Here is a 21,238-nt window from a genome sequence, read left to right as displayed (position 1 = left end):
GGCTCTCCGTCCGGGTGGCGGCGGGACGTCACGCCCGGACTGCAAGGAGTTCGCAATGCGGAGAGCCACGATCTTCCTGGTTGGAACCCTTTTGTCCCTCACCGCGTGTGAGGGGCTACGAGAGGAGGAGCCCCAGGAACTCGCTGTCACGGCATCAGCGAACCCGAAGCCGCGGGTGGGCAAGCTCATCAAGACGCCCAACGCCCTGCCGGGGCGCTACATCGTCGTGTTGGAAGACACCGCTGCCCCCAGGGGCCTCGTCGACACGCTCGCCGGAGAGATGGCCCAGGCGCACAGAGCCAGCGTGAAGCACGTCTTCCACCATGCCCTTAGGGGGTTCGCCGTCTCCATGCCCGAGGCGGCCGCCCACGCACTCTCCGCGGATCCTCGCGTGCGCTACGTCGAGGAGGATGTCGAGGTCCGGCTGAGCGCCACCCAGGGCAGTGCCACCTGGGGCGTGGACCGCATCGACCAGCGCGACCTGCCGCTGAACACCCTCTACACCTATGAGGCCACCGGCAAGGGAGTGAATGCCTACATCCTCGACACGGGCATTCGCATCACCCACGCCGAGTTCGGGGGCCGTGCGTTCTCGGGGTTCGACGCCGTCCAGGATGGCAATGGCACCAACGACTGCCACGGCCACGGCACGCACGTGGCCGGCACGGTGGGAGGCGCTACGTGGGGCGTGGCCAAGGAGGTGAAGTTGCACGCCGTGCGAGTGCTGGGCTGCGATGGAGCTGCTCCCGCGTCGGTCATCATCGCGGGCGTGGACTGGGTGACCGCCCACCACATGAAGCCGGCAGTGGCCAACATGAGCCTCGGCATCGACATCATCACGCAGTCGTTGGACGATGCCGTGACCGCCTCCGTCCAAGCCGGGGTGGTGTATACCCTCTCCGCCGGCAACAACACCGCGGACGCATGCTACGCCTCGCCAGCACGCACGCCGCTGGCCATCACCGTGGGGGCCACCACCCGGACCGACGCGCGCTCCAGCTTCTCCAACTACGGCTTATGCCTGGATCTCTTCGCGCCGGGCTCGGACATCACCTCGGCCTGGTACACCAGTGACACCGCCAGCCAGATCCTGAGCGGCACCTCCATGGCCGCCCCGCACGTGGCTGGAGCTGCAGCCCTCTACCTGGAGAAGGACCCCACCGCGACGCCGGAGCGGGTCACGGATGAGCTGATCGAACGCGCCACGAAGGGCAAGGTAACGGGCCCAGGCTCCCTCTCGCCCAACAGGCTGCTCTTCAGCGGCTGCCCGGTGCCAGGGGATACGACGCCACCCCAGGTCGCGCTCACGGCACCGGTGGCAGGGGGCACTCTCATCGGCACCGTGACACTTCGGGCCGAGGCCACGGACGACACTGGCATCAAGCGGGTGGAGTTCTTCGTGGACGGGCGCCTCATCGGCACGGATGCGTACCCCCCGTTCGAGGTGGCCTGGGACAGCACGGGGGCCGGCAATGGCTCGAGTGTCCTGACCGCGAAGGCCTATGGCATGGGCTGTCAGCTGGCCTTCAGCGCGGGTGTTCCCGTGACGCTCGCCAACCCCGGCAATGCCACCTTCGATGTGGCGCTGGGCACCCCTGTCTGCGCCGCCGTGGACCGCCAGTGTGACACGGCGGGACTGGTGGCCGGTCGTGGCTCCCTCGGCCCCGAGCTCCATGCGCCCAATACCCTGCAAGGCGCCTGTGCGGACGGCTCCTCTGGCAGCGCGCTCTCCGGCCCCTCATTGCAACGCCTGAAGGTGGCCACCACGGGGGGCACGCTCCTGGCTGGCGGCAAGCAGGTGCGCGTCGAGGCCACTGTCTCGGCCAGCGCCAGCTACGCTAGCGAGAAGCTGGACCTCTACCACGCTCCAGACGCCAACAACCCCAACTGGACGCTGCTGGGCACCTTCAGCCCGAACCGCAGAGGCACCAACGTCTTGGGCAGGAACTTCATCCTTCCCCCGGGCAACCTCCAGGTGTTGCGCGGCGTCTACCGCATGGGGGGCAGCCCCAACCCTTGCGCGCCCAGCAGCCTCCATGACCACGACGACCTCGTCTTCGCCGTCGGCACCGAGACGGACACCCAGCCGCCGACCGTGGCATTCTCCGGAATGTTCGAGGGCATGAGGGTGTATGAGACCTTCTACCCCTCCTTCACGCTCCATGACGACTTCCTGGTGACCCGGGTGGATCTCTTCGCGGGGGATACCCAGGTGGGGAGCTCCCCCGAGCCGTTCTTCACCATCCTCTGGGACACCCGAAGCGTGCCCAACGGCCCCCTCACCCTGCGGGCGCGGGCCTGGGACTCCAGTGGACTCTCTTCCTTCTCCGAGCCCGTGAACGTGGTGGTGGACAACGACTACACCCCGCCCACCGTCTCCTTGACCTCTCCGGCGGAAGGAGCGTCGGTGGAGGGCACCATCACCCTCCGGGCTTCGGCCACCGACAACTGGGTGCTCACCAAGGTGGAGTTCTACGTGGACGGCATCCTGAAGGTGACCGACACCTCTTCACCCTACAGCGCGAGCTGGAACCCGCGCCTGGTGGGCAATGGCAGCCACACCTTGACGGCCAAGGCCTATGACCGGGCCTATAACGTGGGCAGCAGCAGCCCCGTTACCGTCATCGTCAACAACGACATCGCGGCCCCAGTGGTGTCCATCACCTCACCCTCCAACGGGGCGATGGTACAGGGCGTGCTCACGCTGGAGGCCAGCGCCACCGACGACCGGGCTGTGACCAGGGTAGAGTTCTTCTCTGGCACCACGCGGCTGGGCAGCGACACGACGGCCCCCTTCAGCATCCCCTGGGACACGAGTGCTCTGCCCAACACGGGTTACACCTTGACCGCCAAGGCCTACGACGCGGCGGGCAATGTGGGCACCAGCAGCCCCATCACGGTGACGCTCAGCAACTCAGACAGTGCCACCGAGGGTCCGGCACCCAAGGCGGCGGGAGTCGAACCCTCGGCAAGGCGAGAGTAAAACTCCCATGTGTTCGAGAAGCACGGGCCCGGGGTCTCGGTGAGCCCGGACTAAGCCCCCGGACATAGATGTTGATCACCTGCTGCTGCCGCATCCCGCCCGGCGGGTCTCCCCGTCGAGGGCGCAGTAGAGGGCCACCGGCAGCCCTCACTTCGAGGTGTGCAACAACGATGACCGAGGGCTTAGACCTCCTCAAGCCTCGTGCCGGTGGCGCCCATGCGATCCAATGCGTCCTTGATTTCCCCGGAGACGATCAGCGGGCCGGTCCATCCCTCGCACCGCAACACTTTGGCGCTTCCCACCTTGGCCTTGTCGATGTGCAGTTCGTACATGATGGAATACCGCCTGATCCTGTGAAGCACTCCCTCCTCGGGCGTCCACCGATCGAACTGGGAAGCATTTTCGTCGATGCAGTCGATGAGGCGTGTGGCCACGAGGATGAGGTACTGATCCGAGTGGCCCTCCACGTCCACGGGGATGAGTTGCGCATCATCCGGGGCCAGTTCCGAGAACATGGACGCGACCCGGACATGGACCACCGGGATCATGATGCCGGCCTCCGTGTAGTCCAGCGGCTTGCCCGCAACCTCGACGGGGATTCTCAAACGGCCCGTGGTGGAGACGGGAAGCCCAAGCCTGAACTGCCCGTCATCCACTTTGACGCCCTGACGGTCCCTGGGCATCGCCAGATGCCAGCGGTGCGGGACGTTCACATCGTCGGAGAGTCTGAAGAAACGGTGGGACATGGACTCCACTTAGCGCGGTTGCTAGCGGGTGACGAGTTGGTTCAGTTTTGTTCCCGGGGTGGCGATCTGCTTGGCCAGTCTTCGGAGTTCGTCGGTCAGGGCCGCGCGGCACTCGACGACGCTGCGACAGGTCGCCGTTGCCTCACTGAGCGCGTCCATGACGATCTGGTGATACCGCTCTGGGTGTGGTCCGTAATGCCCTGGCAGAGGCATCTTGTTCGCCGGGTCCTCCATCGACATTCCCGCCTTGGCGAAGATTTCCTGGAACCTCGGCGTCCACGGGCCACCGCGCTTGGTGTCCTTCTCATTGCAGATGGTGGCGATGTGGTGCGTCTCGATGCAGGGGCTCTTGCCGCTACTAGGCCGCATCGCCATGGCCACCGCGTTTGCGGGCAGCGTGATGCTGACGCCCTCGGCACTGACCGCGATCTCCTCCACCGCCCCCAGCGTGGGCAGAGAGATTCCTGCTTGCCCCTCGGCCTGTATGGCTACCTGAGCCGAGCCAGGCAGCGTTGGCACCTTCGCCGCGAACAGCTGCGCCGTCGAGCCGATGGCCGCAATCAGCAGCATGGCGAACGCGCGCGCTGCCTCTCGCCCGATGACCTTCCCGAAGCGCTCGCCCGCCTCGCGGATCTCCTCGAAGGTGGTTGCGACCTTCGCCGCCTCCGTCAACTCAACCCAGCCCGTCACGAGGTTGCGGAGCGTGTCATAGCCCACATACAGGAGCATCCCGACGCCCAGGACCGCCACCAGTGCCGGAGCCACGGGATTGAGGAGCATGATCAACAGCATGGAACCCAACGTCCACAGGGCCGCGCTGATGAGCGCACGGAAATCCGCCAGCTCGCCCAGCGCCTTCTTCATCTCGTCCAGCACCGGGCTCTTGCTCATCGCCAACGCCCAGACGTAACGGCCTTGCCTGTCCAGGTAGCGGCCTGCCACCAGCGCGCCCCCGAGACAGTCTCCATAGAAGTTGTAGGCGCTCTGGCACCAGAGCCGATAGCGTTCCGCCAGCGAAAGCTCCTCTTTCGTCAACGTGCCGTCCCAAGGCTCGCCGGGCCCTGCTGGCACCAGCTTCTTATCTCGCTGAAGGTAGAGATAATTGCCGCTCTGCGGGTCCAGCTGAAACGCCTTTTCCGCCGTCTGGCGCGGCGTGCCTGTCATTCGCACCTCGCGCGCAAGGCGCCTCACGGCCTGCTGGAACTCCTCTTCCTCCAGTTCCACGGGTTGCAGGTCAGCAGTACGAGAGACGTGGACGACAGCCTTGCTCTGGCCGGTGTCCTCCACGCGGGGGACCCTTGGGACGCTGGCGCACCCCACGATCAACGCAAGGAATAGCGCTTCGGCCTTCCAGAGAATCCGCCACGGAAGCATGTGTCACTCCTTCTTGCGAGGAGGTGGTCAGGATAGAGGGCAGCCGCGGGGAAGAGGAGGAGACGCCAGGTGGTGCCCGTGCTTCATCTCTGGCACCCCGCGGGGGCAACCTCGCGCCCGACGCTGACGCATGGATGCTCGCCACGTCCTTGCTCCCTCCCAACGCCTGCCGTGCATGTGGAAAGAGATCTTCAGGCTCGCGCGGGTATCGGGGCAGGCGGTCACCGATGACCAGTTGCTTTCCGACCCTTCGTTACCGCTGAAGCCTCTCCATGAGCAATGCCCACAGGTACTCGGCAGCGCCTTGGTGTGACAGTTTCTCATCGCGCGACTGCCCAAAGGAAGACATTCCTAGGGGTTTCAGGTAGAGCGACTGGCTATCGTGCTCGACATTGAGCATCTCGTTGATGCCATTTACGCTTGCGGATGCGCCGTGCGAGAAGGCAATGCTATCTCTGCGTCCTAAGCTGGCCAAGCTGATCGAGCACTCCGTCAACTTCTCGCCGTTTCTATAGACATGGGCGACGAATCGACGCGCATCGATGCGCTGATACCTCGTCTTGATGTCAGCGTTGCGCTCCTGGAGTTCTCCCAGCGAGCCTTCGAAGAACCTCGCCGTATACTCGAAGGCGTCGTGCAAGAACTGGTCTTGGTCCAGTTCTGAGAATTCCTTCTTCACTCGCAGGTTGCTCGAGCGTAACCGCTCCGGTGCCGCCAATGGGGAGGCTGTCGCAAAGGCTGCTCCCCCCTTCGGTGCCGATGGGACCTGCGGAACGCCCCCTGGCACTTGGCGCGCACCCAGTTCCTTGACGGCCTCACGGACCTTCACCGCGACATCTGTCAACGCTTCATCTTCGTTTGGCCACATTGTAATGGCTTTCCCATCGCGAGGCGCAGCCAACAACTTACCAAATGGCGCCGAGTGCCAGTCACACGGACGTAGAATCACGGGGATGACCCGGGCCTCGCTAGAGTCGTGACGCTCAAGCGCCCTCATCATCTCCTTGGAGTAGCAGTACTCAGAGGCAAGGAAATCAGAACTCACGAGTAGCAGGATGACGTCAGCCACCTCAAGCTGCCTGCTGATAGAGGCGTCGAGTTCACTGCCCACTGTGATCCGCCGGTCATGCCAGGACTCGATGAGTCCTTGGCGACGGAGCATCGAAAGGTGAGCCTCCAGCTTGTTACGAAGTGCCTCATCGGCGTGGCTGTAGGAAAAGAAGAGCTTTGCCATGAACTGGAGCCTCGGTCAAACATTCGCGGGAAAGTACTGCAAAGCCTTTGGCAAGCCCTCTTTGAGGGAAGCTGAAGTGGCTCCGCCATATCAAATCAAGTCGGCTTCTTTTCTTTGGTGTACGGCATCACTTTCTTGGCATCCGGATACCGGCAGATGAGTGCGGCAAAAACGTCTCTCTCCCAATCGGTACCTATGTACGCTCCTCCTGGCGTCAGGCTCTTGCCATTGACAACGAGCGCATTGAGCGGAGGAAGATGGTTCGCTATACAGAAGTGAGCGATCTCTCCCAGATAGCGTCCAAGCTTGATCGGGGGAGCGCTTACTCCAGCTGCCGCTCTGATCTTCCCGTAGGTCGTTAGTCGCCTGGGTATCCGTTCAGGACGATAGATCTGGCGAAAGACGAGCCGATGCTTCTTCTGATGCCGCAACAATGCTCGGAGCAACTTCCGAGCAGTCAGGGACATCGGCATCCGTTTCAGCTTTCTTTCTGGCTTGGATGGGCCCTCCATTGTGCATGGTCTCCATCGAAGAATGAATGGCCTCAAGGTAAAAAGGCCCTCCAGCCTCTGCAAGTCACCCCCAGAGCCTGTGGATAATTCTTAACAAGCCAGGAAATCTCTATGGGTTCCGGTGACTTGGAGTGTCGCGGAATCATAGTCTTCTCCCTGGTGCCCCTTCGTGTTCCCTTCGATGCCTCTTGGGAAGCCCTACACCAACGGTGTGGCGCCAGTAACCACCCGTAGATACCAGCCCGTGTCACTGAAACCGGCCTCTCAAGTCAGTGTAGGCGGAAGAGGTGAGGCCCCCAGTCTTGGCAGCAGAGAGGGAGGAGATCTGCAGGACTGCGAGCCTGGGACGGCTGCCGCGCGCAGTCTGTTGCCCGCGTGTTAAAGCCCGGGGCCATGGCCCGGTATGTCGCCTTGCTGCGCGGTATCAATGTCGGTGGAAACAAGAAGGTCCCGATGGCGCGGCTGCGTCAGCTGCTGGAGGGACTCGGCTACACCGACGTCGCGACCCTCCTCCAGAGCGGCAACGCCGTCTTCACCAGCAAGAAGAAGGCTCCAGCCCAGCTCGCCAGGCAGATCGAGGCAGCCATCACCGAGGAGTTTGGCTTCCAGGTCTCCGTCCTCGTTCGCACCCGGGATGAGCTGGCCGCGGCGATCCAGGCGAACCCTCTCCCTGGCGCCGAGGAGGCTCCCTCCCGGTTCCTGGTGACGTTCCTGTCCGACGTGCCGGATCCGAAGCGGCTCGAGAAGATCGACCCGGCGGCGTACCTGCCGGATGAGTTCCGCGTCGTGGGGCGTGAGATCTACGCCCGGTTCCCGAATGGCATCGGGGAATCGAAGCTGGCCATCGTGCTCACGGGTACGCGCTTGGGGGTTACCCCGACAGCACGCAACTGGGCCACCGTCACCAAGCTCCTGGAGCTCGCCGATCGCTGAAGCCACCTCGGGTCAACGGAAACTCATCCCTGGGAACCCAGCAGCAAGGAGGAGAGACTCGCGACGAGAGGCGCCAGCACGGTGATGCCTTTCTGGAACTCCAGGAGTGCGGTGCTCTGCAGGCCCAGGTAGGCGCGGACGGCTTGCTGCTCCTGGGACCAGGACTGCCAGGTGGTGCCTGCGCCGATCGATTGCCGGACGAGCCGGTCCGTCAACCTCTGGCCTACGTCACTCAGGGTCTTGTGCGCTGGCAGGTAGACGAGGGCGAGAAGCAGGGAGAAGTAGATGCCGTGGACCAAGACCAGCGAAGCAGGCATCGCTTCGGAGGGAGAAGCGCGCAGCTCATTGAGCAGGTTGCGAAAGGCCCCCACGCTCAGGCTCGCGGTTCCGATGATGGTGGCGGTGAGGCTGAAGAACCGCTCCAGCTGGGACCGGAGTCGCAGATACCAGGACACTTCTTCCTCGAGCTCCACCGCCTCTGGCGCATCCTCGTGAGACGGGGATCGCCGGAGACGGCCGATGAGCTGGACATGCACGGTAAACATCCCAAAGGTGTGCAGCGTCACGGCCCCCGCATAGAGAAGGCCCAGGATGAGTGCTCGGGTGCGGAAGTCAGGCAACTGGAGCAGGGCGTCCAAGTCCGGAGTCAGAGGCGAGCTTGGAGCCCTGTTGGTGGCCAGGACGGGGAACGTGGTCAGGGTGGCCAGCAGGAGCGTACAGAGCACAACCACCGTGCGCTCCCGCCACGTCCCAGGCCAGGCCGAGCGGCTGCGCTTCAAGTCATGGGAGACGATGAGCAGGGAGGCCACCCAGAGCATCGGTTGTACCGCGATGAGCATGTGCCAGAGCCGCAGCCGGCCCGAGGTCAGCAGTTGCAGGCTCTGGGACCCGAGGTCTCCCTGGGGAAAAGGGAGGAAGAAGAGGATCGTGGCCGGGAAGGTCAGGACGCAGAGGACGAAGAAGGCGAGCGGCGAGCAGAAGAGGAGCGAGAGCACGGCGCGTGTTTCCCTCCAAACAGGAGAAGACCCGCCGCGCGTGCCCGACATGAGAGCCCCCTTTGCCGCGAGAGCATGCGTCGAGCCTCCGAGCGCCACCAGTGTCTCGGGGTAGGGCATGGGCCCAGGTGACGCGGCACCCGACAGACGACGGGCGCGGAGGGTCCGCGAGACGACTCGCGGGCTCACAGGTCACGCGAGCAGGTTCTTCAGTGCCTCTTCCAGCCGGGGAAACTGGAACGTGAAGCCTGCCTCCAGGAGGCGTCGAGGCACCACGCGCTGTCCCTCAAGCACCATCATCGACATCTCTCCCAGCGCAGCCTTCAGCACGAAGCCCGGCACGTGCATGACGGAGGGTCGCCCCAACGCCGTGCCCAGCGCGTGGGCGAACTCCGTGTTGGTCACGGGCTCGGGGGAGCTGAGGTTGAAGGAGCCCTCCAGCGCGGGGTTCTCTACCAGCAGGCGCAGCCCCGCCAGCGCATCCTCCCGGTGGATCCAGCTCACGTACTGCTTGCCCGAGCCCACGCGCCCGCCGGCGCCCATGCGGAACGGGGGCAGCATCGCGTGCAGCGCTCCGCCCTCCGGGTGCAGCACCGCGCCCATGCGCACCACCGCCGTGGAGATTCCCGCCTCCCGCGCGCGAGAGGCCTCCGCCTCCCAGTCCCGGCAGACGCTCGCCAGGAAGTCCTCTCCCGGGGGACTCTCCTCCGTCTTCGGCTCGGCCGAGCGCGTGCCGCCGTAGTAGCCCACCGCCGACACCGACACGAAGCGCCGCACCGTGCCCGCTGCTCGCATGGCCTCCACCAGGGCGCGCGTGCCCTGCACCCGGCTCTCGTGGATGCGGCGCTTGCCCTCGTGTGTCCACCGCTGGTTGACCGGCTCGCCCGCCAGATGCACCACCGCCTCCGCCCCCGCCAGCGCCTCCGGGCCCAACGGCTCGCCCGCTCGGAACACCGCCCCCGTCACCCCCGGGGGGAGCTTGGACAGCGCGTGTTCAACGTTTCGCACCAGCACGTGGACCGTGTGCCCCCCGTCCACCAAACCTTGGACAAGACGGGTCCCTACGAAGCCGCTCCCCCCGGTGACGGCTACCTTCACGGCTTCGGCTCCGCGGCGAGGTCCACGCCGATGAGCCCCGACAGTGCTTGGAAGAATGCCTGGCGATCCGCCTCTCCCAGCTTGCCCGAGTAGCGGTAGACAATTGCTCCGCTGGCATCCAGCAGCATCACCGTGGACGTCTTGGTGGGCAGGCTCCACGGCGCGCCGCCCAGCGTTCCCTCCAGGTCCACGAGGATGGGTACCCCGGCCTTCTTCTCCTCATCCCGCACATACGAGAGGGCGATCTGCCGAGCGGGGAAGAAGTTGAACGGCTTGAGGTTCGCCACCGCCACCACCCAGGCCGCCTCCAACAGGCCCCGCGCCTTGCCGCGCTCGAACAGCTCCTCCTTGAGCGGCAGGTTGAGCGTCGTCGAGTCCTTGTCCTCGTAGAAGAGGATGACCGGCTTGCCCCGCCACTTCGACAGCGGCGCTTCGTCTCCCTTCGAGCTGTGCAGTGTCGCATCCAGCGGACTGGCCCCCAGTCCCTGCGCGGAGACGCTCCCGGTGGCCAGCGTCACAGTCAACGCGCTTGCTATCCAAGCCTTCATAGAGCTCCCGTGTACAAGGTTCCAACAAACGTTGAACATAGCCTTGACAAAACCTGTACGCAAACGCTACCTGATGAAGGGAAAGCTCCCGAAGACTCGGAGGACGTAGCGATGGCGCCACCCCTCACCACGATGCCTGCTCCGTCCCCGGCGCCGCCTCCGCCGGTCGCGCCTCGGCCGGAGCAGGCCTGGCTGCAGCTGGTGCAGCAGCAGGTGGAGGCCTCGCTCGCCGAGCTCTTCGAGCTGCCGGATGAGGCCACGTTAGACCCACGTTGGACACGGGCGATGGAGCGCACGCGCGCCTTCAGCCTGCGACCGGCCAAGCGGGTGCGGCCCGCGCTGGTGATGGCCGGATACAGCCTGGCGCGGGGAACGACTTCGGTACCTTCGGGGCTGTGGCGCTTCGCGGCAGGGCTGGAGCTGCTGCACACCTTCCTCCTCATCCATGACGATGTGGCCGACCAGGCCGAACTGCGCCGAGGAGGCACGGCGCTCCATCGCCTGCTTGCTCCTGGGAGAGCAGGCGAAGACCTGGCCGTGGTGGTGGGCGACCACCTGTTCGCCCGCTCGCTCGAGGCCATGCTCTCCTCGGGCCTGCGGGGCGCCTCGCGGACGTGCCAGTACTACCTGGCGGTGTGTCGGCACACTGCGGCGGGGCAGTACCTGGACCTGGAGCTGTCGCACGCGCCGCTCTCGGAGGTGACGCTCTTTCAGTGCCTGCGCGTGGCGTCCCTCAAGACGGCGCGTTACGGCTTCAGCGCGCCGCTGGTGTGCGGGGCGATGCTGGCGGGCGCCGACGAGGCGCTGTGCGAGGGACTGGAGCGCGTGGGCCGCCACGTGGGGCTGGCCTACCAACTGCGCGACGATCTGATCGGCCTGTTCGGCGACACGGACGTGGCAGGCAAGGCCTCGGACGGAGACTTCGCGCAGGGCAAGCGCACCTTCCCGGTGCTGGCGGCCTACACGCGCGCGGGTGAGTCGGCGCGCGCCGAGCTGGAGCGGCTGTGGGCGCTGGCGCCGGAGGCCAAGGACGCCGAGGCGCTCGCCGTGGCGCGCGCGCTGGTGGAAGAGCACGGAGGCCGCGCCGCCTGCGAGCGGATGGTGGAGCGGGCCTCTCGGGCGGCACGTCGCGCCCTCCACGCCCTGCCGGACAGCGGCGGGATGAAGGACTTGCTGGACAGCCTCATCACCCGGTTGGCGCATCGCGCCGCCTGAGGAACGGAACATGGCCATGGAGCACGGAAGGCCGAAGGCAGTGGTGGTGGGCGCCGGCGTGGGTGGGCTGGCGGCCGCGGCGCGGCTGGCGCGTCAAGGCTTCGAGGTGCGGCTCTTCGAGAAGACGCATGGGCCGGGCGGGCGCTGCAACCAGCTCAAGGTCGAGGGCTTCACCTGGGACATCGGCCCCACCATCGTGCTCATGCCCGAGGTGTTCGAGGAGACCTTCCGCGCGCTGGGCCGCCGCCTCGAGGACTACCTGACGCTGCTGCGGTGCGAGCCCAACTACCGCATCCACTTCCGGGATGGCTCGGACATCACCTTCACCTCCGAGCTCTGCACCATGGGCAAGGAGCTGGAGCGCTTCGAGCCGGGCAGCTACGCGCGCTTCCTGGCCTTCATGGCGCAGGGGCGCGAGCAGTACCGCACCAGCCTGGACCACCTCGTGGGCCGCAACTACGCGGGGGTGACGGACTACTTCGCCCCGAGTGTGCTCTCGAAGATCTTCAAGGTCCGCGCCCACCGCCGCATGTACTCCGACGTGGGGCGCTACTTCCAGGACGAGCGCCTGCGCGCGGCGATGACGTTCCAGACGATGTACCTGGGCGTCTCTCCGTTTGCCTCGCCGGCGGTGTACGGGCTGCTGCCCTTCACCGAGCTGGGCGTGGGCATCTGGTTCCCGAAGGGGGGCCTGTACGCCATTCCCCAGGCGCTGGAGAAGGTGGCGCGCGAGGAGGGCGTACACCTGCACTACGGCGCTCCGGTGAAGCGCATCCTCACGGAGGGCGCGCGCGCCACGGGCGTGCAACTGGAAGATGGGCAGGTGGTGAAGGCGGACGTGGTGCTGTGCAACGCGGACCTGCCCTACGCCTACCAGAAGCTGCTGGAGGGCGCGCCCACCGCGCTGCCGCGCAAGGAGAAGCTGCGCTACACCTCGAGCGGCTACATGCTCTACCTGGGGCTCAAGCGCCGCTACCCGGGGCTGAACCACCACAACGTGGTGTTCGGCCGGGACTACAAGGGCTCGTTCGATGACATCTTCGAGCGCTTCCGCGTGCCGGAGGACCCGAGCTTCTACGTGAACGTGCCCACACGCACGGACGCGAGCCTGGCGCCCGAGGGCAAGGACTCGGTCTACGTGCTGGTGCCGGTGCCGCACCAGCACCCGGGCCTGGACTGGAAGGTGGAGGGGCCGAAGGTGCGGGCCAAGGTGTTCCAGCGCCTCGCGGAGCTGGGCTATCCGGACCTGGAGCGCGACATCGCCGTGGAGCGCGTCTTCACGCCGGATGACTGGGCCTCCTCGTACAACCTGATGCACGGCAGCGCCTTCGGGCTGGCGCAGAACTTCTTCCAGATCGGCCCGTTCCGTCCCAGCAACCAGGACCCCCGGGTGAAGAACCTCTTCTTCGTGGGGGCCTCCACGCAGCCGGGCACGGGGCTGCCCACGGTGCTCATCTCCGCGCGGCTGGTGGTGGAGCGGATGCTCGGGTGGGCGAAGGAGGCGGGTCTCTCCCATGTCCCCGTCGCGGGCCCGGTGGGCACGAGCGCCCCGGCGGCGGTGGAGGTGGCGGCATGAACTCGCACGAGGACATGGCGCTGGTCTCCCGGGGCTACCAGCTCGCGCGGCAGGTGACGCGCCACCACGCCAAGAGCTTCTTCTTCGCCTCGTACCTGATGTTTGGCGCGCGGCGCCGGGCGGCCTTCGCGCTGTATGCGTTCTGCCGACGGCTGGACGACATGGTGGACGAGGGCGGCGAGGGCGTGGCGCCGGTGGACCTCAAGGCGCGGCTGGAGAATGCGCGGCAGATGGTGGCCGAGGTGTACCTGCCGATGCCGGAGCTGGCGGCGCCGGGCATGGACTCTCCGGCCGAGCGGCTGATGAGCGCGCAGGCGCAGTCTCCCTGGGACGCGGGGGAGTTCGCCGCGCTCAAGCACTGCGTGCGCCACTTCCGAATCCCCGAGCAGCCCTTCCAGGACCTCATCTCCGGCATGGAGATGGACCTGACGAAGGACCGCTACGCCAGCTTCGCGGAGCTGGACCTGTACTGCTACCGGGTGGCGGGCGTGGTGGGGCTGATGCTGACGCCGGTGCTGGGGTGTACCGAGCCGCGCGCGGCCTCGTACGCGGCGGACCTGGGCCGGGCGATGCAACTCACCAACATCCTGCGCGACGTGCGTGAGGACCTGGAGCGCGGGCGGGTGTACCTGCCCGCCGACGAGCTGAAGGCCTTCGGGCTCAGCGAGGAGGACCTGGGCCGGGGGCAGGTGGACGCGCGGTGGCGTGACTTCATGCGCTTCCAGATCGCCCGGGCCCGCGCCTACTACGCGAGCGCGGCTCAGGGGGTTCCCTACCTCACCGGCCTGGGCAGCCAGCGCATGGTGCGGCTGATGGGCGGCATCTACGGAGACATCCTCCGGGTCATCGAGGAGCGCGACTACGACGTGTTTGGTGCCAGGGCGTACGTGCCGGGGCGGCGCAAGCTGGCGCTGGCGGCGGCGGCCATGGCCCGGCCCGCGGCGGTGCTGCCCACGGGCGAGGTCCGCGTGCCACTCCTTCCGACGGGGACGCGGGGATGAGCGACGACAAGATCAAGACCCTGGAGGTGAAGCGGACGTCGCGGCTGTCGGGCTTCTACCGGCAGTCTCCGGAGCGGCGCCGGGCCCGGCTGGTGGAGGCGCGCTGGTTGTCTCCCGAGGAGCAGGAGGCGTGCTCGGGGCTGGGAGGCTTCGACGAGGCGTGCGCGGACGCGATGGTGGAGAACGTCATCGGCCTGCACGGGCTGCCGCTGGGGGTGGCGCTCAACTTCATCATCGACGGGCAGGAGCGGCTGGTGCCCATGGCGGTGGAGGAGCCCTCCATCATCGCCGCCGCCTCGTACGCGGCGCGGCTGTGCTCCGAAGGGGGCGGCTTCCGTGTGGAGGCGGATCCACCCATCACCACCGCCCAGGTGCAGTTGCTGGACGTGGCCTCGCTGGAGCTGGGCCGCGCGGCGCTGCTGGCGCGCAAGGAGGCGCTGCTGGCGCAGGCCAACGCGCGGATGCCCGCCATGTGTGAGCGCGGCGGGGGCGCCCGGGAGCTGGAAGTGCGGGTGCTGGATGCCACCACGCTGGTGGTCCACCTGCACGTGGACACGCGCGATGCGATGGGCGCCAACCTCGTCAACAGCGTGGCGGAGGACCTGGCGCCGCGGCTGGCCGAGCTGGCCGGGGGCCGCGCGGGGCTGAAGATCCTCACCAACCTCGCGGACCGCCGGAAGGTGAAGGTGCGCACGCGGGTGCCGAGCTCGGTGCTGGCCTCGGAGGGCTTCCCGGACGGGGAAGAGGTGCGCGACGCCATCCTCGAGGCGCAGCGCTTCGCGGAGCTGGATGTGTACCGGGCCGTCACCCACAACAAGGGAGTGATGAACGGGGTGGACGCGGTGCTGGTGGCCTGCGGCAACGACTGGCGCGCGGTGGAGGCAGGGGCGCACGCGTACGCGTCGCGCTCGGGCGCCTACCGGCCGCTCACCTCCTGGTGGAAGGGCAAGGACGGCCAGCTGTGCGGCGAGGTGGAGATGCCGCTGGCCACCTCCACGGTGGGTGGGGCGGCGCGCTCGCACCCGGGCGTGCAGCGGGCGCTGCGGCTGGCGGGGGTGCAGGGCGCGGTGGACCTCGCCGGGCTGGCGGGGGCGGCGGGGCTGGCCACCAACCTGGCGGCGCTCAAGGCGCTGTCCACCGAGGGCATCCAGAAGGGCCACATGGCGCTGCACGCCCGGCGCATCGCCGCCGAGGCGGGGGCCAGTGGAGAGTGGGTGGAGGTCGTCGCCGAGCGGCTGTCGCTCGAGCGGGTGTACCGGCCGGAGCGCGCGCGCGAAATCCTCGCGGAGGTCGCGGGGCGCAAGGGTGGCCGGCGATGAGGCGCACCCGGGTGGCGGTCATCGGCGGCGGCATCGGCGGGCTGACGGCGGCGGGCCTGTTGGCGAAGGAGGGGCATGACGTCACCCTCTTCGAGCAGGGCGCCAGCCTGGGCGGCAAGGCGCAGGCGGTCACGGTGGACGGGGTGACGCTGGACACGGGGCCCACGCTGCTGACAATGCCGGCGCTGGTGCGCGGCACCTTCGAGCGGCTGGGCGCGCTGGACCTGCTGCCGCCCTTCACGGAGCTGGAGCCGCAGTGCGTGTACCGCTTCGGGGACGGCTGTTCCTTCACCGCATATAAGGATGTGGAGCGCATGGCGGCCAGCGCGGGTGAGCTGCGCCGCAGCGAGCAGAAGGGAATCCTCTCCTTCTATAAGGAGGCGGAGGCCATTTACCGGGCCGCGGGCGAGCCGTACCTGGAGGCGCCCTTCGAGGGGATGGCGGGCTTCATGGCGCGGGTGGCGCGGCGCGGGGTGGGAGCGGTGCTCGCGGGCATGCGGCTCAACACGCTGCACGAGCTGGCGGTGCGCCACTTCAAGACGGAGCACCTGCGTCAATACGTGGGGCGCTTCGCCACGTACACGGGCGCCTCTCCCTACGAGGCGAGCGCGGCCTTCGCGCTCATCCCTCACATCGAGCGGGCCTACGGCACGCACCATGTGCGCGGCGGCATTGGCGCGCTGGTGGAGGCGCTGGGGCAGGCGGTGCGGCGGTTGGGCGCAGCGGTGCGGCTCAACGTCCACGCCCGCTACGAGCGCGACCCCCAGGGCGGCTGGCGCGTGGGCCCCGAGGGAGCGGCGGAGGGGTTCGACAGCGTGGTGGTGAACGCCGATCCGCTGGGGGCGCTGCGGCGCGAGGGCGAGGCGTTGGCGCTGTCCGGCTACGTGCTGCTGCTGGAGGTGGATGGGCGCCCGCCGGTGCCGCACCACGCGGTGCTCTTCAGCCAGGACTATCGCCGCGAGTTCGACGAGCTGTTCACGGGCAGGCTCGCCAGCGATCCGACGGTGTACGTGTGCAACCCCTCGGCGACGGACACCTCCATGGCCCCCCTGGGGCGCACGGGGCTGTTCGTGATGGTGAACGCGCCGCCGCTGCCCACGGGGCTGGCGCGGGCAGAGCGCGCGGCCGAGGGGTGGGAGTTGAACGCGGAGCGGGCCAAGGCGCAGATGTTCGAGCGGCTGTACGCGCACTTCCCGGAGCTCCAGGGGCGGGTGCGGGTGCTGGGGCAGCGCACGCCGGTGGATCTCGCGGCGCAGGGTGCGCCCGGGGGCTCCATCTACGGCTTCCTGCCGCACGGGAAGTTTGGCCCCTTCCGCCGGCCGCGCATTCGTGGCAACAGGCCGGGCCTGTTCTTCGCGGGTGGGGGTACGCACCCGGGAGGTGGGGTGCCGCTGGTCATGTTATCGGGCAGCTTCGCGGCGGAGATGGCCTCGGAGCACCTGCGGGGAGTCGAGGTATGAGCCTGTCGAGCGCCCTGCCGCCCCTGCCTTCCGGGCCGGGAACGTACCGTTGGTATTACGCGGACGTGACGGCGGGAGACTACAGCGCGGTGTTCATCTTCATGGTGGGCTCGCTCTTCTCGCCGCGCTACTCGGTGGCGGCCCGGCGCGGAGGGCTGCCGCAGGAGCACTGCGCGGTGAACTTCGCGCTGTACCACAAGGGGGTTCGGCGCCGCTGGGTGCTCACCGAGTACCCGGTGGTGGAGCTGGGGAGCCCGCGCCGGCTGCGCATCGGCAACTCGGCGCTGAGCTACGAGGAAGGGCGCGTGCGCATGGTGGTGGAGGAGCGCACGGCGCCGTGGGGCCGGCCGGTGCTGGCCAGCCTGGAGCTGGAGCCGCTCACGCCCATGGGGGAGGAGGTGCAGCTGGTGCCGGGGCTGCCGCACTGGTGGCAGCCGATGGCGCCGCGCTCCCGAGCGCGCCTGGAGGTGGCCACCGAGGGACTCTTCGCGGAGGGGTTGGGCTACCACGACACGAACCACGGCGAGGAGCTGCTGGGCGAGCGGCTGCCCGGGTGGCACTGGGCGCGCACGCACGGAGAGCGGGAGACGGTGGTGGACTACGTGCTGCCCGAGGGCGTGGCGCCGGTGCGGGTGACGGCGGGGCCTCGCGGGGTGCTGTGCGAGCGGAGCGCGGGCCTGGAGCGCACGCCCACGGAGCTCACGGGCTGGGGGCTTCGGGTGCCCCGGCAACTGCGGACGGGCAACACGGTGGTGGGAGCGCCGCGCTTCCTGGAGTCCTCGCCCTTCTACGCGCGGGTGGAGGCGCGGCAGGACGGCTGGGACACCCTGGGCGAGGTGGCGGACTTCCGCCGCTTCCACTCGCCGCTCATTCGGTGGATGGCGCACTTCCGCACGCGCGTGGAGAGCCGCTCATGAGCCCGGTGGCGGTGGTGGGCCTGGCCTGGGCGGTGCTGGCCACGGGCTTCAGCGCGGTGGCGCTGGGGCGGCTGCTGCGGCCTCGGCGCGCCGGGGGGAAGGGGACGCGGGTGCCGGTGCTGTTGCTGCGGCCGGTGGATGCGCCGACGGAGCGAGAGCTGGAGAACCTCGCGCAGCCGGTGGACTACGCGGGAGCGCTGGAGCAGGTGGTGGTGTCCCCGTACCGGCCTCGGCTGGGGCCGGGGGTGCGCTGGCTGCCGAGCGATCCGCCGACGCCGAACCGGAAGGTGGGCCACCTTCTATATGCGCTGGGCGCGCTGCGGACGCAGGGGCGGGTGGTGCTGGCGGTGGACGCGGACGTGGCGGTGACGGGCGCGCTGGTGGAGGCCCTGGCGGCGCCGGTGGAGGCGGGCGCGGCGCTGAGCACGGCGGCGCCGACACCGGTGGGTGCGCGGGGCATGGTGGCGCGGGCGGTGGCGGGCCTGCTGCGGCACAGCCACCACAGCTTCCTCGCCCTGCACGCGATGAGCGCGGGAGCCAAGGCGGTGTGTGGCAAGGCGCTGGGGCTCTCTCCGGTGGCGATGGAGGAGCTGGGCGCGCTGGGGGACCACATTGGCGAGGACCTGGAGCTGGCCCGGCGACTCCATGCGCGAGGGCTGGAGGTAGCGCTGGCGGAGGTGCCGGCGCTGGTGCCGATGGAGCCGATGGGCTCCTGGCGGCCAGCGGTGGAGCGCTTCACGCGGTGGATGCAGGTGCTGGCGAGCCACCGGCCGGAGCTGTACCCGACGGTGCCGCTGCTCTTCACGCCGACGCTGCCGCTGGCGGCGCTGGCGGCGGTGCTGGGCTCGTGGGAGCTGGCGGCGGCCACGGGCGTGCTGGTGACGGTGCGCACGCTGCTGTCGTGGCGGCTGACGGTGCTCACGCGGCCCTCGCCCTCGCTCCCTTCGCCCGGAGCCCTCACGGTGGCCACGGCCTGGCTGCTCGGAGAGGCGCTCCTGCTCATGGCATTCCTGCGCTCCACGTGGCGCGCGGGCACGGTGACCTGGAGGGGCCGCACCTACGCGCTGGAGCGCGGAGGACGCATGGCCCCGGTGTGGCCCGAACTCAGCGGAGGTCCGGGATGACGTACGCGAGCTTCCTGGCAGTGTTCGTGGTGTTGCCCATCGCCTTCCTGGCGGTGCGCTACCGCAAGACGTTCACGGCGCGGAGCCTGTTGCCGATGGGGCTGCTGCTGGTGGTGGTCTACGTGGCGACGACGCCCTGGGACAACATGGCGGTGAAGTGGGGGCTGTGGGGCTTCGACCCCGAGCGCATCTGGGGCATCAAGCTGGGCTACCTCCCGCTCGAGGAGTACCTCTTCTTCGGGCTGCAGACGCTGCTGGTGGGCCTGTGGGCGCGGGCGCGGCTGGCGCGAGCCCTGGAGGCCACGCCATGAGCGAGCTCTTGGAGTCGCGCTGGGCCTATCTGCTGCACCTGCTGGTCTGGACGGGGCCGGTCATCCTCGTGCAGCTCTTCTTCCTGGCGCGCCACTACAAGGAGCGCACGGGGGCGGTGCTGAGGGCGGTGCTGCCCCCGGCGTTCATCATCGGCGGTTACCTCTCGGTGGCGGACCACCTGGCCATCTCCGCGGGCATCTGGAACTTCGGCGAGGGCCGGCACCTGGGGGTGTACGTGGGCAAGGTGCCGCTGGAGGAGGTGCTCTTCTTCGTGCTGACGAGCCTCCTGGTATCGCTCGGGCTGGCGCTGTTCACGGCGTTGGTGAGCGCGAAGGAGGCTCGGGTGCCGTGATTGGCGCGGCCAAAGGGGGGCCACTGGGCTGGCTGCTGGACGGGTACGTGGGGTGGAAGTTCCGCTCCACCTTCCGAGGCCTGTGGGTGCGCGGCGCGCTGCCCACGGGAGCGGAGGGCCGTCTGGTCTACGTGAACCACACGAGCTGGTGGGACGGCTTCGTGCTGCACCAGCTCTCGCGCGCGGCGGGCTGGGACGCGTACTGCCTCATGGAGGAGAAGAACCTCGCCCGCTACCGCTTCCTCTCGCGGCTGGGCGCCTTCAGCATCCGTCCCGGAGAGGCGGCCTCCTCGCTGGAGTCGCTGCGCTATGCGCGCGAGCTGCTGAGCCGGCCGCGCGCGGCGGTGTGCCTCTTCCCGGAAGGGGAGCTGCGGCCCTTCGGCGTGCTGCCATTGAAGTTGCGGCGCGGGGTGGAGCTGCTGGCGCGAGTCGGCCGGGCGGAGTGCGTGCCGGTGGCGCTGCGCTATGCCTTCTTCGAGCACGAGCGGCCGGACGTGCTGGTGGAGGTAGGAGCGCCGCACGCGCCCGGCGAGCTGGAGCTCTTCCAGGACAACCTGGAGGCGGTGGTGCGCAAGGTGGCCGCCGCCACGAGCCTCGAGGGCTTCACCCGGAGGGTGTCGGGAGGCAGCGGGGTGGCCGAGCGCTGGGACACGGTGCGGGGGATTCGGGCATGACACTCCTGCGCATTCGCACCATCGCCCGGCTGACGGGCATCCGCGAGGCGACGCTGCGCGCGTGGGAGCGCCGCTACGGCTTTCCGCGCCCGCACCGCAGCGAGAACAACTACCGGGCCTACACGCGCGAGGAGGTGGAGAACATCCGCCGCGTGGCCCGCCACATCTCCGAGGGGCTGTCGGTCAGCGAGGCCATCGCCCAGGTGAAGACCACGCCGGTGCAGGGGCTGCCCACGGGAGAGCGGCTCTCCGAGCGCTTCTGGTCCGCGGTGATGGTGATGGACGCGGACGAGCTGCGGCGGGTGCTGGACGAGGGACAGGCCTCCATGGAGGTGGAGGTGTACTGCAACGGCTTCCTGCTGCCGCTGCTGCGCGAGATGGGGATGCGCCTGGACATCGCCCGCGAGCACCTGGCCTCGGCGCTCATCCGCCAGCGGCTGCGCGCGCTGCTGGACAGCGAGGAGCAGCGGCCCGAGGGCCCTCGGGTGGTGTTGGCGTGTCCGGCCAGGGACCACCACGAGGGGGGCCTCCTGGCGCTGGGCCTGCACCTCAAGCGCCGGGGCTGGCGGGTGACGATGCTGGGCGCCGACACCCCGGCCGAGGCGCTGCGTGGCGCGTGTGCCCAGGTCCACCCGGAGCTCGTCGCGCTGTCCTTCGTGCGCAGCCGCGACGCGGCGGAGGTGTCGGAGGTGCTGACGGAGGCGATGCGAGCCTGCGCGCCGACGCAGGTGGTGGTGGGCGGGCCGGGCGTGCGCGAGCACCTGAAGACGGTCTTCTCGCTCGGCGCGCAGTATGCTGAGTCAGCCGATGAGCTGATTGCCCTGTGGCAGCAGGCTCGCGGCGCCTCGAATCGGACCTGAGCTCC

General features: G+C 68.5%; 19 protein-coding genes. 13 read left to right on the top strand and 6 right to left on the bottom strand.

Annotated features, from left to right (window positions below):
• The first annotated feature begins 55 nt into the window (after nucleotides 1-55).
• Nucleotides 56-2,983 (top strand): Ig-like domain-containing protein, encoded by a 2,928-nt coding sequence (locus tag SYV04_RS40890; protein WP_321551526.1) that lies wholly within the window; start codon nucleotides 56-58, stop codon nucleotides 2,981-2,983.
• A 182-nt stretch (nucleotides 2,984-3,165) separates the two neighbouring features.
• On the opposite strand, the gene SYV04_RS40885 is transcribed toward SYV04_RS40890, so the two are convergent.
• The 3 genes from SYV04_RS40885 to SYV04_RS40875 all read right to left on the bottom strand — a co-directional run bounded on the left by SYV04_RS40885 (nucleotide 3,166) and on the right by SYV04_RS40875 (nucleotide 6,337).
• Nucleotides 3,166-3,729 (bottom strand): imm11 family protein, encoded by a 564-nt coding sequence (locus SYV04_RS40885; protein ID WP_321551525.1) that lies wholly within the window; start codon nucleotides 3,727-3,729, stop codon nucleotides 3,166-3,168.
• Between the two features lie 21 nt (nucleotides 3,730-3,750).
• Nucleotides 3,751-5,103, bottom strand: coding sequence for an AHH domain-containing protein (locus tag SYV04_RS40880; protein ID WP_321551524.1), 1,353 nt, complete (start codon nucleotides 5,101-5,103; stop codon nucleotides 3,751-3,753).
• Nucleotides 5,104-5,356: 253 nt separating this feature from the next.
• A complete protein-coding gene (locus SYV04_RS40875; RefSeq protein WP_321551523.1) occupies nucleotides 5,357-6,337 on the bottom strand; it encodes a toll/interleukin-1 receptor domain-containing protein in 981 nt (326 codons plus the stop codon).
• A gap of 905 nt (nucleotides 6,338-7,242) precedes the next feature.
• Here SYV04_RS40875 and SYV04_RS40870 point away from each other — a divergent pair.
• Nucleotides 7,243-7,782, top strand: coding sequence for a DUF1697 domain-containing protein (locus SYV04_RS40870; protein ID WP_321551522.1), 540 nt, complete (start codon nucleotides 7,243-7,245; stop codon nucleotides 7,780-7,782).
• Nucleotides 7,783-7,805: 23 nt separating this feature from the next.
• On the opposite strand, the gene SYV04_RS40865 is transcribed toward SYV04_RS40870, so the two are convergent.
• The 3 genes from SYV04_RS40865 to SYV04_RS40855 form a co-directional block, all read right to left on the bottom strand.
• Nucleotides 7,806-8,777 carry a hypothetical protein gene (locus tag SYV04_RS40865; protein WP_321551521.1) on the bottom strand — a complete coding sequence of 324 codons (972 nt, stop codon included), beginning with the start codon at nucleotides 8,775-8,777 and terminating at the stop codon, nucleotides 7,806-7,808.
• Nucleotides 8,778-8,969: 192 nt separating this feature from the next.
• A complete protein-coding gene (locus SYV04_RS40860) occupies nucleotides 8,970-9,875 on the bottom strand; it encodes a TIGR01777 family oxidoreductase (protein ID WP_321551520.1) in 906 nt (301 codons plus the stop codon).
• Nucleotides 9,872-10,393 carry a hypothetical protein gene (locus SYV04_RS40855; protein WP_321551543.1) on the bottom strand — a complete coding sequence of 174 codons (522 nt, stop codon included), beginning with the start codon at nucleotides 10,391-10,393 and terminating at the stop codon, nucleotides 9,872-9,874. The genes SYV04_RS40860 and SYV04_RS40855 overlap by 4 nt, the downstream gene beginning before the upstream one ends.
• Before the next feature lie 162 nt (nucleotides 10,394-10,555).
• Here SYV04_RS40855 and SYV04_RS40850 point away from each other — a divergent pair, with 162 nt between their 5' ends.
• From SYV04_RS40850 to SYV04_RS40800, 11 genes are read left to right on the top strand one after another with little or no spacing between them, the layout of a single operon-like run.
• Entirely contained in the window at nucleotides 10,556-11,638 is a 1,083-nt protein-coding gene (locus SYV04_RS40850; RefSeq protein ID WP_321551542.1) for a polyprenyl synthetase family protein, read from the top strand.
• A 10-nt stretch (nucleotides 11,639-11,648) separates the two neighbouring features.
• Nucleotides 11,649-13,214: a phytoene desaturase family protein gene (locus tag SYV04_RS40845; RefSeq protein ID WP_321551519.1), complete on the top strand. Its 1,566-nt coding sequence runs from the start codon at nucleotides 11,649-11,651 to the stop codon at nucleotides 13,212-13,214.
• Nucleotides 13,211-14,215, top strand: a complete 1,005-nt coding sequence (locus tag SYV04_RS40840) for a phytoene/squalene synthase family protein (protein ID WP_321551518.1) — start codon at nucleotides 13,211-13,213, stop codon at nucleotides 14,213-14,215. The genes SYV04_RS40845 and SYV04_RS40840 overlap by 4 nt, the downstream gene beginning before the upstream one ends.
• Nucleotides 14,212-15,534: a hydroxymethylglutaryl-CoA reductase, degradative gene (locus SYV04_RS40835; RefSeq protein WP_321551517.1), complete on the top strand. Its 1,323-nt coding sequence runs from the start codon at nucleotides 14,212-14,214 to the stop codon at nucleotides 15,532-15,534. The genes SYV04_RS40840 and SYV04_RS40835 overlap by 4 nt, the downstream gene beginning before the upstream one ends.
• Nucleotides 15,531-16,994 (top strand): phytoene desaturase family protein, encoded by a 1,464-nt coding sequence (locus SYV04_RS40830; protein ID WP_321551516.1) that lies wholly within the window; start codon nucleotides 15,531-15,533, stop codon nucleotides 16,992-16,994. The genes SYV04_RS40835 and SYV04_RS40830 overlap by 4 nt, the downstream gene beginning before the upstream one ends.
• A complete protein-coding gene (locus SYV04_RS40825) occupies nucleotides 16,991-17,911 on the top strand; it encodes a carotenoid 1,2-hydratase (protein WP_321551515.1) in 921 nt (306 codons plus the stop codon). Before SYV04_RS40830 ends, SYV04_RS40825 begins: the two co-directional genes overlap by 4 nt.
• The gene (locus SYV04_RS40820) at nucleotides 17,908-19,035 is read left to right on the top strand and encodes a glycosyltransferase family 2 protein (protein WP_321551514.1); all 1,128 of its coding nucleotides are present in this window, start codon (nucleotides 17,908-17,910) and stop codon (nucleotides 19,033-19,035) included. The genes SYV04_RS40825 and SYV04_RS40820 overlap by 4 nt, the downstream gene beginning before the upstream one ends.
• The gene (locus SYV04_RS40815) at nucleotides 19,032-19,346 is read left to right on the top strand and encodes a lycopene cyclase domain-containing protein (RefSeq protein ID WP_321551513.1); all 315 of its coding nucleotides are present in this window, start codon (nucleotides 19,032-19,034) and stop codon (nucleotides 19,344-19,346) included. Before SYV04_RS40820 ends, SYV04_RS40815 begins: the two co-directional genes overlap by 4 nt.
• On the top strand, nucleotides 19,343-19,699 hold the full coding sequence (locus SYV04_RS40810) for a lycopene cyclase domain-containing protein (RefSeq protein WP_321551512.1): 357 nt from the start codon (nucleotides 19,343-19,345) through the stop codon (nucleotides 19,697-19,699). The genes SYV04_RS40815 and SYV04_RS40810 overlap by 4 nt, the downstream gene beginning before the upstream one ends.
• A complete protein-coding gene (locus SYV04_RS40805; protein ID WP_321551511.1) occupies nucleotides 19,696-20,373 on the top strand; it encodes a lysophospholipid acyltransferase family protein in 678 nt (225 codons plus the stop codon). Before SYV04_RS40810 ends, SYV04_RS40805 begins: the two co-directional genes overlap by 4 nt.
• The gene (locus tag SYV04_RS40800) at nucleotides 20,370-21,233 is read left to right on the top strand and encodes a MerR family transcriptional regulator (protein ID WP_321551510.1); all 864 of its coding nucleotides are present in this window, start codon (nucleotides 20,370-20,372) and stop codon (nucleotides 21,231-21,233) included. Before SYV04_RS40805 ends, SYV04_RS40800 begins: the two co-directional genes overlap by 4 nt.
• The last annotated feature ends 5 nt before the right edge of the window (nucleotides 21,234-21,238 follow it).

The sequence above is a fragment of the Hyalangium ruber genome (genome assembly GCF_034259325.1).
Taxonomy (GTDB): domain Bacteria; phylum Myxococcota; class Myxococcia; order Myxococcales; family Myxococcaceae; genus Hyalangium_A; species Hyalangium_A rubrum.
Note: the sequence above shows the minus strand (reverse complement) of the source record. Positions and strands in the feature narration are given on the sequence as shown.

Excerpts from the sequence above, each read along its gene's own strand:
- SYV04_RS40875 (WP_321551523.1), bottom strand. The coding sequence starts at position 6,337 with ATGGCAAAGCTCTTCTTTTCCTACAGCCACGCCGATGAGGCACTTCGT.
- SYV04_RS40870 (WP_321551522.1), top strand. The coding sequence starts at position 7,243 with ATGGCCCGGTATGTCGCCTTGCTGCGCGGTATCAATGTCGGTGGAAAC.
- SYV04_RS40890 (WP_321551526.1), top strand. The coding sequence starts at position 56 with ATGCGGAGAGCCACGATCTTCCTGGTTGGAACCCTTTTGTCCCTCACC.
- SYV04_RS40830 (WP_321551516.1), top strand. The coding sequence starts at position 15,531 with ATGAGGCGCACCCGGGTGGCGGTCATCGGCGGCGGCATCGGCGGGCTG.
- SYV04_RS40840 (WP_321551518.1), top strand. The coding sequence starts at position 13,211 with ATGAACTCGCACGAGGACATGGCGCTGGTCTCCCGGGGCTACCAGCTC.
- SYV04_RS40885 (WP_321551525.1), bottom strand. The coding sequence starts at position 3,729 with ATGTCCCACCGTTTCTTCAGACTCTCCGACGATGTGAACGTCCCGCAC.
- SYV04_RS40800 (WP_321551510.1), top strand. The coding sequence starts at position 20,370 with ATGACACTCCTGCGCATTCGCACCATCGCCCGGCTGACGGGCATCCGC.
- SYV04_RS40810 (WP_321551512.1), top strand. The coding sequence starts at position 19,343 with ATGAGCGAGCTCTTGGAGTCGCGCTGGGCCTATCTGCTGCACCTGCTG.
- SYV04_RS40825 (WP_321551515.1), top strand. The coding sequence starts at position 16,991 with ATGAGCCTGTCGAGCGCCCTGCCGCCCCTGCCTTCCGGGCCGGGAACG.
- SYV04_RS40850 (WP_321551542.1), top strand. The coding sequence starts at position 10,556 with ATGCCTGCTCCGTCCCCGGCGCCGCCTCCGCCGGTCGCGCCTCGGCCG.
- SYV04_RS40880 (WP_321551524.1), bottom strand. The coding sequence starts at position 5,103 with ATGCTTCCGTGGCGGATTCTCTGGAAGGCCGAAGCGCTATTCCTTGCG.
- SYV04_RS40815 (WP_321551513.1), top strand. The coding sequence starts at position 19,032 with ATGACGTACGCGAGCTTCCTGGCAGTGTTCGTGGTGTTGCCCATCGCC.
- SYV04_RS40835 (WP_321551517.1), top strand. The coding sequence starts at position 14,212 with ATGAGCGACGACAAGATCAAGACCCTGGAGGTGAAGCGGACGTCGCGG.
- SYV04_RS40820 (WP_321551514.1), top strand. The coding sequence starts at position 17,908 with ATGAGCCCGGTGGCGGTGGTGGGCCTGGCCTGGGCGGTGCTGGCCACG.
- SYV04_RS40845 (WP_321551519.1), top strand. The coding sequence starts at position 11,649 with ATGGCCATGGAGCACGGAAGGCCGAAGGCAGTGGTGGTGGGCGCCGGC.